This is a genomic window from Prevotella sp. P5-50, from assembly GCF_002251295.1.
GTDB lineage: Bacteria > Bacteroidota > Bacteroidia > Bacteroidales > Bacteroidaceae > Prevotella.
Genome location: NZ_NPJA01000022.1, coordinates 23,034 through 36,027, shown reverse-complemented (window position 1 = coordinate 36,027; position 12,994 = coordinate 23,034). Strand labels below are relative to the sequence as shown.

The window sequence follows — 12,994 nt, the reverse complement described above, 5'->3', positions numbered from 1 at the left end:
TATTCCTCTCGGTTTGCACTATCTTTGAGACTGCGTCTCTTAGATAGGCTGCACCTCGGAAATAAAAGAAAAACTCCGTTTCTCTTTGTATTTCGCTCGGTTTGCACTATCTTTGCAACATCAATATACGAAGTACTCACTAAAAACTATAGAATGAAATGAAGAAGATTAACATTGTAACGACATTCGCAATAGCATTGCTGTTGTCCAGTTGTGCTATGAAAAAAGACCTGGCTGCATGTCAGGAGGAGAATAAAGCGTTGCAGACTAACTATGTGGATACCAAAGAGAAATTGGCCGCTGCCAATGTTCGCGTAGCCAGTTTGGAAGAACAACTCAAGCGCCAGGAGCAGGCTGTTAGTGCATTACAGCAGTCGCTCGACAAGAGTTTGAGCAATGCCAATCAGAATAACGTAAGCATCGACAAACTTGTAGATCAGATCAATGAGTCCAATAAGTATATTCGTCATCTGGTGGAAATCAAGTCGAAAAGCGACTCGCTCAATGTGGTTTTGACCAACAATCTGACTCGTTCGCTCTCGAAAGAAGAACTCAAAGAAGTGGACGTGCAGGTGCTCAAGGGTGTTGTCTATATCTCATTGGCAGACAACATGCTCTACAAGTCTGGATCGTATGAAATCAACGACCGCGCAGCAGAGACACTTTCGAAGATTGCAAAAATCATCAAAGACTACAAAGACTATGATGTGCTGATCGAAGGAAATACTGACAATGTACCCATCAATCGTGAAAACATTCGCAACAACTGGGACCTCTCTTGCCTCCGTGCGTCAAGTGTGGTACAGGCACTTCAAAACCAGTATGGTGTAGATCCTAAGCGTCTGACCGCCGGTGGTCGTGGTGAGTATAACCCACTCCAGCCCAACACCACCGAATTGGGCAAGCAGCGCAACCGTCGCACACAGATTATTATCACTCCGAAACTCGACGAATTCATGGAGTTGATAGGACAGGCTCCTGAAGAATAATACGATCAAGAAATATAGCGTAGGAGGGCAACCGTTCAGATGGATGGTTGCCCTCTATGCTTTTCATACGGCAATAAATAGAGAAAATATACATTCAAGGAAACGTTTCATCATTTCTTTGTCTTTCATTCACTTTCCACCGATGACAAACAGACCCTTTGTGCGTCTATATAATAAGGTATATATACTATCTAATAGAAAACAATGAAAAGAATATGGACAACAGTCTTTGCTACCATACAATGCACCATGGTCATGGCACAGACTTTCGAAACAAACTACGAACGCCCAGTGGGCGATTTGATGAACGATGTGGCTCAGCGTTTCGGCGTGCGATTCAAATATAATGTAGATACCGTAGGACGACAATTGCCCTATGCCGACTTCCGTGTGCGCCCTTATTCCATAGAGGAAACACTCGACAATATCTGCAAATACTTCGATTGGAACTGGTGGAAACAAAGTGACAAACTCTATAAAATAAAGCCCTACGAGTATCCACGCCGACATGTGGAAGAGGGACAGCAGATGCTCAACTACCTCTCAACGCTCTATCAGAACAAGGAACAATGGGAGGCGCGTCGCGACACACTTCGTCGCGAAGTGAGACAAAGGTTAGGTCTCGACGCCTTTCTCGATTCATGCGTATTGGGCAAACCCATACTTTCCAAAATCACCCGACATGATGGATATACCACACAGAATATCTGTATCGAACTGACTCCGGGTCAGCATCTCTTCGGCACCATATATGCTTCGACAGCAAAGGGAAAGCATGCACTCATCATCTGTCCAGACGGACACTGGCCCATGCGCTATCGAAAAGACGAGCAACAACGCCTCGGAACACTGGCACGCATGGGAGCCGTATGTGTGGATTTCGATCTCTATGGATGGGGACAGTCGGCTGAAGAAGTGGGCGAGGCAGCCCATCACACCAGTCGTGCCCATGTCTATCAGGCAGCTTGTGGCTATGTATTGCTCGACTATATGCTGACCAACCGGAAAGACATCGACCATCAGCGCGTAGGCGTGATGGGTGGAAGTGGCGGCGGAACCCACACCGTACTGCTGTCGCTATTGGATAATCGGGTGACAGCATCGGCACCTGTAGTGCATCTCGCCTCCCATTTTGATGGCGGATGCCCCTGTGAGAGCGGAATGCCTGTGCAGTTGAGCGCAGGAGGAACGTGCGAACCCGAACTGGCTGCCGTTATGGCACCGCGCCCCATGCTTATTGTTAGCGACGGTGGCGACTGGACAGCATCGGTACCTACCGTAGAAATGCCTTATCTACAACGTATCTATGGATTCTATGGTGCGAAAGAACAAGTACGCAATGTGCATCTTCCCAATGAGCGACACGACTTCGGACCCAATAAACGCAAGGCGGTATATGACTTCTTTATCGATGTGTTCCATCTCGACCGCTCTAAGCTCGACGAGAATAAAGTGGCCATCTTGCCTGATGAAGCTCTGAAAACAAAATTTAAATAATACACACACAATACCCTTTCAAACTATGATGAAACGTAATCTGCTATTACTCCTGCTGTTTGTAGGATGCGTCACCATGAAAGCCCAAAACTATCGGCTGTGGTACGACAAACCGGCCATGACATGGACACAGGCATTACCCGTAGGTAATGGCGTAGTGGGTGGCATGGTGTTTGGACAACCTGCCGTGGAGCATATCCAACTCAATGAAGAGACAATCTGGGCTGGACAGCCCAACAATGTGGTCAATCCTGAGGCAAAAAAATATTTGCCACAGGTGCAGCAGCTTATCCTTGAAGGTAAATATCGCGAAGCACAAGACTTGGCCAATGCTAAGGTTATGCCCAATGCTGCGGGACAAAACATGGGAATGCCCTATCAGCCCTTCGGCGATCTCTATATATCAATGGCTGGACATGCAGACTATCAGGACTATGAACGATGGCTCGATCTCAGCACCGCACGGTCTATGGTCAGCTATACATCGGGTGGTGTGCGCTATCAGCGTGAAGTGTTTACTCCCATTGGTGGCCCCGCAGTAGTGGCAGTACACTTGACTGCCAGCAAACCGGGACAACTGACGTTTACCGCACACATGACCTCACCACATGATAATGTGTTGACTGCCAGCGAAGGACAACAAGTCATTCTCCACGGCGTATCGGCCAAACACGAAGGACTCAAAGGTAAAGTGCGATTCATGGGACGCCTCACGGCTGTCACACGTGGCGGACACATTCATTGTAGCGACGGCAATCTCAGTGTCGTTGGCGCCGATGAGGCTACGCTATATGTGGCTATTGCTACCAACGTGAAAAACTATAAAGACATCACAGGCGATGAGGCGATGCTGTCGAAACAACGCCTCCAGCAAGCCATTACAACGGGATGTGAGGCTCTGCGCGAACAGCATACAGCTCGTTATCGCCACTACTACGACCGCGTGTCGCTGAATCTTGGTGCCGATGCCTTTGCCAAAGAGAGTACCAGCCGACGCGTGGAACACTTCGGTGAACGTACCGACAACTATCTCGTGGCTACCTATTTCCAGTTTGGCCGCTATCTGCTTATCTCATCGTCACAGCCTGATAATATCAATCCCGCCAATCTGCAAGGCATCTGGAACGAGAAGATGTTGCCTTCATGGGACTCGAAATACACGACCAATATCAATCTTGAGATGAACTACTGGCCTGCCGAACCTACCAATCTCACCGAGATGAATGCACCATTGTTCCGATTGATAGAGGAAGTGAGCAACACTGGACGACAGACAGCACGCGAGATGTATGGTGTAGATGGATGGGTGCTCCACCATAACACCGACCAATGGCGCATCACAGGACCTGTGGATCGGGCGCAGACAGGATTATGGCCCGTAGGGTCGGCATGGCTTTGCCGCCACTTATGGGAACACTATCTATATACTGCCGATAAGGATTTTCTCAAGAAATCCTATCCTGTCATGTTGCAGGCTGCGCTATTCTATACCCAGACTATGATACCTGACCCACGCCATCATAATTGGTTGGTGGTGTGTCCTGGCGAATCGCCTGAACATGGTGGCAAAGGGCGCCCATCACCACTCGATGCCGGTGTAACGATGGACAATCAAATTGTCAGCGAACTCTATACCAATGTGTTGGCTGCTGCAAAACTACTGGGCGAGCACAACGATACACTTGATCTGATCAAGCAACAACTCTCGCAGATGCCTCCGATGCAAGTGGGACGATGGGGACAATTACAGGAGTGGCTCGACGATGTAGATGATCCTAACGACAACCACCGACATTTCTCACACCTCTTTGGACTCTATCCCAGCAATCAGATTTCTCCATACCGCACACCTCGTCTGTTTGATGCTGCAAAGGTGTCGCTGACGCATAGAGGCGATGTTTCTACCGGTTGGTCGATGGGATGGAAAGTATGCTCATGGGCACGATTGTTGGATGGTGACCATGCTTACAAACTCATCAAAGACCAACTCACACTGACTGCCGACACCTTCTTGATATTCGGCACTGTCAAACAGCGTGGCGGAACCTATCCCAATCTCTTTGACGCACATCCCCCATTCCAGATTGATGGCAACTTCGGATGTACGGCTGGTATTGCCGAAATGCTGTTGCAAAGCCACGATGGATTCCTTTATCTCCTGCCCGCACTACCTTCAGTATGGCCAAACGGCAGCGTGAAAGGACTGGTAGCGCGAGGCGGTTTTGAGGTCGATATGGATTGGCAAAACGGTCGTATCACTAAGGCTGTTATCCATTCGCGACATGGCGGTAAATGTCTGATCCGTAGTAAAGTGGCACTCCATCATAAGAATCTGAAGCGCATCAAGGACACCCAGAAGGGCGCTGACGGTATCGCACCGACACAACTCTACCAACTGACCACTGTGGCAGGAGGTGAATATATACTGAAATAATCATCGATACAAAAACAATAAACGATATGAAAAGACTCACATCCATTCTCGGACTGCTGCTGCTTGCTATCGGCATGCAGGCTGCCAAACCATGGAGCCATGGCGTATTGAAAGTGGCAGACAACCAACGCTATCTGCAATTTGCCGATGGAACTCCGTTCTTCTGGCTTGCTGATACAGGATGGCTTTTACCCGAACGTCTCGACCGCAGTGAGGCGGAATATTATCTGCAACGCTGTGCTAAAGCGGGATATAATGTGATTCAGGTGCAGACTATTGATGGTGTGCCTGCCTATAATATCTATGGACAACCCTCCAATATCGATGGATGGAACTTCCAACACATTGACCGTAAAGGGGTTTATGGCTATTGGGATCACATGGATTATATCATAGACCAAGCTGCAGATAAGGGTATATATATCGGTATGGTATGTATCTGGGGCGGACTGGTTAAGGCCGGTAAACTATCGGTGGAAGATGCTAAACGGTATGGTACATTTCTTGCCAACCGTTATAAAAACAAGCCAAACATTATCTGGATCATGGGTGGAGATATACAGGGAAATATCCGACCAGAGGTATGGGAGACTCTCGCCACAACGATTAAAGCAATCGATAAGAACCACCTGATGACCTATCATCCACGTGGACGATACACTTCTGCACGATGGTGGAGCAAGGCTGCATGGCTCGATTTTCACATGTTCCAAAGTGGGCACCGACGTTACGGACAGCGTATGGGCAATGCTGACTATCCTATTCCTGATAACACAGAAGAGGACAATTGGATGTATGTAGATTCTACATGGGCACACAAACCCATAAAGCCTGTGCTTGATGCAGAACCCTCCTACGAGGACATTCCTGTAGGATTGCATGATGCCAATGAGGCTCGATGGAAAGATTATGATGTCAGACGTTATGCCTATTGGAGTGTTTTTGCCGGTAGTTGTGGTCACACTTATGGACATAATGCTATCATGCAGATGCTCAAACCGGGTTATCCCACATCCTATGGTGATGCTGGTGATGTGAAAACATGGTATCAGGCACTCAACGATCCTGGCTTCAATCAGATGCAATATCTGAAGCGTCTGATTCTTTCCTTCCCTTATTTCGAACGGGTGGCTGACCAAAGTGTCATTGAAGACAACGGAGAGAAATACAATCGCCTTATTGCTACACGAGGCAACGACTATTTGTTGGTATATAACTACAATAGTAATGCCATGCGTCTGAATCTGACAAAGATTTCCGGAGATAAGAAGAAGGTGTGGTGGATGAGTGCTGCAAATGGACAATTGCGCTATTTGGGTGAATATGAAAACAAAGTCATGACATTCAGATATCACCCACAGACTACTGGCATAGAAGACGGTGTCCTTATTGCTGTGGATGCCTCCAAAGACTATCTTAAAGAAGACCAACAACAACTCTCTGCCGATGGCTATCAGCCGAAAGCACGCGACCTGAACGAATAAGATGACGCGATCATGAATCATACCACTACTATACGCAATAAAAATATGAAAACACTTCTCGTTCTTGCCATGGCTTTTTTCGCTTTTGGCGCAGAGGCGAAAGTCGGACTGACAAAGCTTCGCGTGGAGAATATGGATCAGCCTGCTGTCATAGCAACATCGCAGCCACGCTTCTCATGGCAGATAGTTTCCGATAAGAATAATGTGCGACAAACGGCCTATCAGATTGTTGTGGCAGATGCACAAGGGGAGGTTTGGAATTCTGGCAAAGTCATTTCAGACCGCCAGCTATGGGTGGAATATCAAGGAACCCCACTCTCTGGAGCTGCCGATTATACTTGGAAAGCGAAGGTATGGACTACTGCAGGCGAGAGTGCATGGACGGATGCAACTCCCTTTGCTATAGGTCTGCTTAGCGAAGCCAAATGGCGTGGTTATTGGATAGGATTGGAGCGTATGATGCCTGGAGAGCAACGCACAATCCATACACGCATGGCTGCTCGCTATCTGCGTAAGGAGTTTGAACTGAAAAACAAAACGGTGCGACGCGCTACAGCATACGTTGCCGGTATAGGTTTGCATGAGTTTTATGTGAACGGACAACGTATGGGCGATGGAGTTTTGAACCCTATCCCATCAGACTATCGTAAGACTATTTACTATAACACCTACGATGTAACGTCGCAAACTACAGCGGGCAAACGCATCTGTCTGGCTATTGTATTGGGCAACGGACGACTGTTCCCTATGCAGCAACACAAGCCGTATAAGATTCCTGTGTTCGGCTTCCCTAAGTGTCGTATCAATGTCAAGGTGGAATATGCCGATGGTACCACACAACTTCTACAGACTGACGATAAGGGGTGGAAGGTAACTGCTGAAGGACCAATACGCGCTAACAATGAATATGACGGTGAGGAGTATGACGCCCGTAAGGAACTGACGGGATGGGCTTCTGTAGGTTTTGATGACTCGCAATGGATGAAAGCTGAACGGACTGATATACCCACCGGAGTGCTTCGCCCACAGGGAAAAGGCATGAAAGTCAACGGTACTGTCGATATCCGTCAACTCAACGGACGGATCGTTGATGTGGGTCAGAATATGGCTGGATGGCTGAAAGTCAGAGTACGTGGTCATCAAGGCGACACCATTCGCATCATCTATGCAGAGCGATTAAATGCCGATGGTACGCTCTATCGCGATAATTTTCGCAATGCACAATCTACAGATATCTATGTTTGTAACGGAAAGGAAGGTAAAAACGGAAGATGGTGGACACCCACATTCGTATATCATGGATTCCGTTATGTAGAGATACAAGGATTGAAAAATCTTACGCTTGCAGACTGTAAGGCAGAAACTGTAGGCGATGAGATGGCGGTACTTGGACATTTCGAGTGTAGCGATACGATATTAAACAAAGTCATGCATAATGCCTTCTGGGGTATTGCCAGCAATTACAAGGGGATGCCTGTGGATTGTCCGCAACGCGACGAACGACAGCCGTGGTTGGGCGATCGCACAATGGGGTCGCTTGGTGAGAGCTTTTTGTTTGATAACGAATACCTTTATGCAAAGTGGATGCGTGACATCTGTGAGGCACAGCGATCTGATGGATGTATTCCTGACGTGGCACCTGCATTCTGGAATTACTATAGTGATAACGTGACATGGCCTGCTGCTCTGCCTTTCACTTGTGATATGTTGTGGCGACAGTTTGGCAATCGGCAACCCATTGACGATTCTTATCCTACTATTCGCAAATGGGTATTGCACATGATAGAGGAATACTGCCAAAATGGTATTATCACCAAAGATAAATATGGTGACTGGTGTCCGCCACCTGAAAAACTTGACTTAATCCACGCTCAAGATCCCAATCGCATTACTGATGGAAAACTGATAGCCACGGCTTATATGATTCGTGTGCTACAGTTGTTGGAACAATGGAATTGTGAGCCAGAGCGCTGGAATCCTATCCGAAAGACAATGACAGAGGCCTTCAACCGCAATTTTCTGACGGTTCGTAAAGGTACTTCGCTACGTCCGGGACATGTGCTCTTCCCTGATTCTACCTATTATGGTAATAATACCGTGACAGCAAATATCCTGCCTTTGGCATTGGGCATAGTACCCGATAGTTGCAAGAGTGACATTGTTCGTCAGGTGGTGGAGAATATTTGTGTCAAGAACAAAGGTCATGTGTCGTGTGGTGTCATAGGCATATCATGGTTATTGCGCACACTTTCCGACAATGGATTTGCCGACGTGGCATATCTTCTCGCCACTCAGAAGAGTTATCCCTCATGGGGATATATGGCAAACAATGGGGCTACTACCATTTGGGAACTATGGAATGGTAATACTGCCAACCCCCGAATGAACTCAGGTAATCATGTGATGCTCTTGGGCGACCTATTGCCTTGGTGTTACCAGTATATTGGTGGAATCCGTACTAATGATGCTTTCCGCCATTTCACACTTCGTCCTTCATTCGATATACAGGACTGTGAATGGGCAAATGTAGATTACGAGTCGCCTTACGGTCGCATTAGCAGTCATTGGAGAAAGACCTTACAACATTTGGACTGGGAGGTGGAAGTGCCTTGTAATACTACAGCAGAGGTTTATCTGCCTGATGGTACAGTCAAAACTGTAGGTTCTGGACATTACCAGTTCCGTGTTGAGATTCCCACAGCACATGCCGCTATAATGAAAGATGAGTTCCTTTATGAACATACACTTTTCCCTGAGGCACATGCCGGAACTATTGTAGAGACCAAGAAAGGTGATCTTATCACCGCATACTTCGGTGGAACGCATGAGCGCGACCCTGATGTTTGCATCTATGTCAATATCAAACGCAAGGGCGAGAACCACTGGTCAACCCCTATACTTGCTGCAGACGGTGTGTTCCAAATAGGAACTCCACAGGCAGCATTAGCAGGACTGTCGGGCATCAACGCAGAAACAACCTCTGCAGAAGCCGGTCCGGTGAAGACGCTCAGTGATCAACGTGGCGCATTGACCTATGATTATCTCACTAAAAAGACGCTTGTCACGCTTCCGAAAGGTCTCAAACGCAAGGCATGTTGGAATCCTGTACTCTTTGAGATGCCTGATGGTGAACTTTGGCTGTTTTTCAAAATAGGATCAACGGTAGGGGATTGGACCGGATGGCTTACAAAATCGAAGGATGGCGGCCGTACTTGGAGTGACAAGGAACCGTTGCCGAAAGGTTTTCTCGGCCCTATTAAGAACAAGCCCGAACTGATTGACGGTCGTCTGATATGCGGTTCTTCTACCGAAGGAAAGGGTTGGCGCTTCCATGTGGAGATTTACGACATAGCTACCAAGACTTGGAAATACGTGGGACCGATAGAGGCTGCCAACGAACCAGCCACCATTGACCTGACTGCCGATACTAAAGATCTTGCCCATCCCATATATCATGAAGGCAAATCGGCATTGCCCATCTATAGCATACAACCCTCCATTCTTCGTCTGTCTGATGGACGCTTGCAGGTGTTGATGCGCACGCGCAATGGTCGTCTTGCCACCTCTTTCTCCAATGATCATGGAGATTCTTGGTCGAAAGTGGTGTTGACAGACGTTCCCAACAACCAGAGTGGCACCGATGCTGTGACTCTGCATGATGGTCGCCATGCTTTGATTTATAACGATTTTGAGACGCTGCCCGATACAAAGAAAGGTCCGCGCACACCTTTGTCGTTAGCGTTGAGCACCGATGGTTCTCATTGGCAAAAGGTGTTGACCTTAGAAGATTCGCCCATCGACCAATATTCCTATCCCGCTATTATACAGGGTAAAGATGGCACGTTGCATTGTCTCTATACCTGGCGCCGACAGCGGATGGCCTACAAACAAATCAATCTGAAGAAACTGAAACAAGACAAATGAAAAAACTACTCACTATGATTTTGCTGGCTGTCAGCATAGTATCCTATGCTCAGACATTCAGCATCACCACTCGCCGAGAGGCTTCCAACCGCGAAAAGTTTGCAGCCGAATATCTGTCGCGCAAGCTCTCTGCGTTGGGTTATTCCTTTGTCAAGGGTAAAGCAGACTATCGCATCTCTCTGATAATATCGAAAGACAGCACCGTTTTGAAGCAAGAAGGCTTCCGTCTTTCACAGCGCAAACGCACCATCACGATAGAAGGTGGCGATGCCACGGGAGTCATCTATGGATGCAACGAACTGGTGGAACAGGTGAAGAAAAACCACATGTTGATGGTTTCGCCTACCATGCAACATCCTGAAATGGTGATGCGTGGCACTTGTATCGGTCTGCAGAAAACCGTCTATCTACCGGGGCATGGAGTCTATGAGTATCCTTATACTCCCGAAAACTTCCCTTGGTTCTACGATAAAGCAGAGTGGGTGAAATATCTCGATATGATGGTTGAGAACCGTATGAACTCGCTCTATTTATGGAATGGACATCCTTTTGCCTCCTTAGTAAAACTGAAAGACTATCCCTTTGCCTTAGAGGTTGACGAGGCTACGTTCCGTAAGAATGAAGAGATATTCTCCTTTCTTACGCATGAAGCCGACCGTCGCGGCATCTTCGTTATACAGATGTTTTATAACATTATCCTCAGCAAACCCTTTGCAGACCACTATGGACTGAAGACCCAGGACCGTCATCGCCCCATCACACCACTCATAAGCGATTATACCCGTAAGTCTGTTGCGGCTTTTATCGAGAAATATCCCAACGTGGGATTGCTGGTATGTTTGGGTGAGGCCATGGCATCTATTGACGATGATGTGAAATGGATGAAGGAGACCATCATACCCGGTATCAAAGACGGACTGAAAGCATCTGGTCGTACCGACATACCTCCTGTTGTGTTGCGTTCCCACGATACCGATGGTCCATTGGTACTCCGTGAGTCATTACCACTATATCCCAACATCTATACGATGTCGAAATATACAGGTGAGTCGCTTACTACTTACGAGCCGGGTGGACCGTGGGGTGAAACCCATAGACAACTGGCTGCCGCCGCCCCTGTCCATATCGACAATGTGCATATCCTTGCCAATCTGGAACCTTGGCGATGGTCGTCACCGGCGTTTATCAGTAAGACGGTAGAGGCTATGCACCGTGTACACCATTCAAAAGGATTGCATCTCTATCCCCAAGCCAGTTATTGGGACTGGCCCTATGCAGCAGATAAATTGCCAGATGGACGTAGATTGAAACAGTTGGACCGCGATTGGATGTGGTATAAGGCATGGGGCCGTTATGCTTGGAACTGTCATCGTAACAACGATAATGACTATTGGAAGCAGGTTTTGGCAGATTATTACCAGACCGATACACTTACGGCAGGTCGCATACTCAATGCCTATGATGAGTCTGGAGAGATTGCGCCCAAGTTGTTGCGCCGTTTCGGAATTACCGAGGGCAATCGCCAAACACTCCTGTTGGGCATGAAAATGGGACAACTGGTCAATCCTTACAAATACACCATCTATCCTGGATTCTATGAAAGTTGTGGTCCCAAGGGTGAAAAACTCATAGAATACGTGGAAAAGGAATGGAACCATCAGTCGCATGAAGGCGAGTTGCCTCTTGATATCATAGACCAATGTGTGGATCATGGTGCTGCAGCTCTTGCCGCCATCACTTCCATTCAATCCGAAACGCTGGGCAACCACAGAGACGAGTTCCTTCGTTTGCAGAACGATATGCGTTGCTATTACCATTTTGCCAAGGCTTTCCGTCTGAAAGTGTTGGCTGCCCAGCAGGCTCTCAACTACAAATGGAGCAAGGATATCAGCCACCTTGATGCTGCCGTTCCGTTGTTGGAGCAGTCTATTGAGGAATGGCGCAAGCTCTGCCAACTCACCGCCGACACCTATCTCTATGCCAATTCCATGCAGACCGCACAGCGTCGCATCCCTGTAGGTGGCGACAATGGCAAGTATAAGACTTGGACAGAGATGCTGCCCATCTATGAAGAAGAGTTGGAAGCACTTCGACAGAACATCTACCGATTGCGTCATCCTGCTGATTCCACAGCCACAGCCCATATTGCGGCAGTCACTCCAGCCCCAGTGAAACTGTCCGACGGACAGCAGACCGTGACACTAACCAAGGATGCCATACTTTTCGAAGGTCGTCCCGATACTAAGGTTGATGCCGTAGCCCCCGAACTGGAAGGTCTTCAAGCCCTTGTCCTTAATCGCGATACTACTCGCATCAAGGGTACCACCATTAGTTTTTCATCGCCCAAGCCTGTTAAAGTGCTGGTTGGATTCTTTCAGGATGATGACCATAAATGGGCGAATCCTCCAAAATTGGAGATTGATGCCACGGGCAATGAATATGGTCAGGCAGAGCCCGTATTGACCAATGCCATCAGTATGCTACAAATGCCGAAGGTCAATATCCATCAGTATTGTCTTCCTGCTGGTAATCATTTGTTGCGTTTGCCAAAGGGCATCATCATGGTGGCTGGTTTTACATCCAGTGAAATTCAGCCCCGCGATGCAGGACTCAACGGTGCCGGCAACGAGGTTGATTGGCTGTTTCAGAAATAAAACGAATCCGAT

Annotated in this window: 6 protein-coding genes; all 6 read left to right on the top strand. The window is 47.8% G+C overall.

What is annotated here, in order from left to right; all coding sequences use genetic code 11:
• Nucleotides 1-158 precede the first annotated feature (158 nt).
• Nucleotides 159-989: an OmpA family protein gene (locus CIK88_RS05880; RefSeq protein ID WP_094389716.1), complete on the top strand. Its 831-nt coding sequence runs from the start codon at nucleotides 159-161 to the stop codon at nucleotides 987-989.
• Nucleotides 990-1,193: 204 nt separating this feature from the next.
• On the top strand, nucleotides 1,194-2,486 hold the full coding sequence (locus CIK88_RS05875) for a hypothetical protein (RefSeq protein ID WP_254046856.1): 1,293 nt from the start codon (nucleotides 1,194-1,196) through the stop codon (nucleotides 2,484-2,486).
• Between the two features lie 25 nt (nucleotides 2,487-2,511).
• Complete coding sequence (locus CIK88_RS05870; protein WP_094435173.1) at nucleotides 2,512-4,920, top strand: glycoside hydrolase N-terminal domain-containing protein; 2,409 nt, start codon at nucleotides 2,512-2,514, stop codon at nucleotides 4,918-4,920.
• Between the two features lie 26 nt (nucleotides 4,921-4,946).
• Nucleotides 4,947-6,404, top strand: coding sequence for a glycoside hydrolase family 140 protein (locus tag CIK88_RS05865; protein ID WP_094435171.1), 1,458 nt, complete (start codon nucleotides 4,947-4,949; stop codon nucleotides 6,402-6,404).
• A gap of 45 nt (nucleotides 6,405-6,449) precedes the next feature.
• Nucleotides 6,450-10,328: a family 78 glycoside hydrolase catalytic domain gene (locus CIK88_RS05860; protein ID WP_254046855.1), complete on the top strand. Its 3,879-nt coding sequence runs from the start codon at nucleotides 6,450-6,452 to the stop codon at nucleotides 10,326-10,328.
• Nucleotides 10,325-12,982 carry a glycoside hydrolase family 20 zincin-like fold domain-containing protein gene (locus CIK88_RS05855; protein WP_094435169.1) on the top strand — a complete coding sequence of 886 codons (2,658 nt, stop codon included), beginning with the start codon at nucleotides 10,325-10,327 and terminating at the stop codon, nucleotides 12,980-12,982. The genes CIK88_RS05860 and CIK88_RS05855 overlap by 4 nt, the downstream gene beginning before the upstream one ends.
• Nucleotides 12,983-12,994: the final 12 nt, after the last annotated feature.